General features: G+C 71.7%; 1 protein-coding gene. It reads left to right on the top strand.

Translation table 11 applies throughout. The features are described from left to right. A partial coding sequence (locus tag ACTQXO_RS08740) for an IS3 family transposase (RefSeq protein WP_441545613.1) occupies positions 1–714 on the top strand: 714 nt, incomplete at its 5' end. Positions 715–741 lie beyond the last annotated feature (27 nt).

Here is a 741-nt window from a genome sequence, read left to right as displayed (position 1 = left end):
GGCGAGGGGGCGCGGGGGTACCGCTTCGTGACGGCGCGCCTGCGCGAGCTCGACGAGCCCGTGCGCGCCTCGGAGAAGGTCGTCCTCCGCATCATGCGCGAGGAGGGCCTGGTCCCCAGGTGGATGAGGAGGAAGAGGAGGCCCTACAGCTCCTATGCGGGCGAGCCGACGCCGGCCCCGCCGAACCTCGTGCGCCGCGACTTCCGCTCGGCCCTGCCGAACTTCCTGTGGCTCACCGACATCACCGAGTTCAGGCTGCCCTCCGGCAGGAAGGTCTACCTGTCGGCCATCAGGGACTGCTTCGACTCCTCGGTCGTGGCGTGGAGGGCCGGCGAGAGACCGGACGCCGCGCTCGCCAACTCGACGCTCGAGGACGCCTGCGCGCTGCTCGCGCCCGGCGAGCGCCCCGTCATCCACTCCGACCGCGGCGGCCACTACCGCCGGCCCGGCTGGATCTCGATCTGCGAGGGGCACGGCCTCGCCAGGAGCATGTCCGCCAAGGGCTGCAGCCCGGACAACGCGGCGATGGAGGGCTTCTTCGGCCTGCTCAAGAGGGAGTTCTGGCACGGCAGGGACTGGTCGGGCTGGACCCCTGCCCGCTTCATCGAGGAGCTCGGGGGCTGGATCGGCCGATACAATACGGAGAGGCGCAGCGATGCGCTCGGCGGCCGCACGCCGGCCGAGTTCCGCGCCGCGCTGGGAAGGGCCGCGTAACGGTCCAAGAAATCGTCCGCAGTCCCG

The sequence above is a fragment of the Collinsella sp. LCP19S3_D5 genome, from assembly GCF_052121415.1.
In the GTDB taxonomy this organism is placed as follows: domain Bacteria; phylum Actinomycetota; class Coriobacteriia; order Coriobacteriales; family Coriobacteriaceae; genus Collinsella.
Note: the sequence above shows the minus strand (reverse complement) of the source record. Positions and strands in the feature narration are given on the sequence as shown.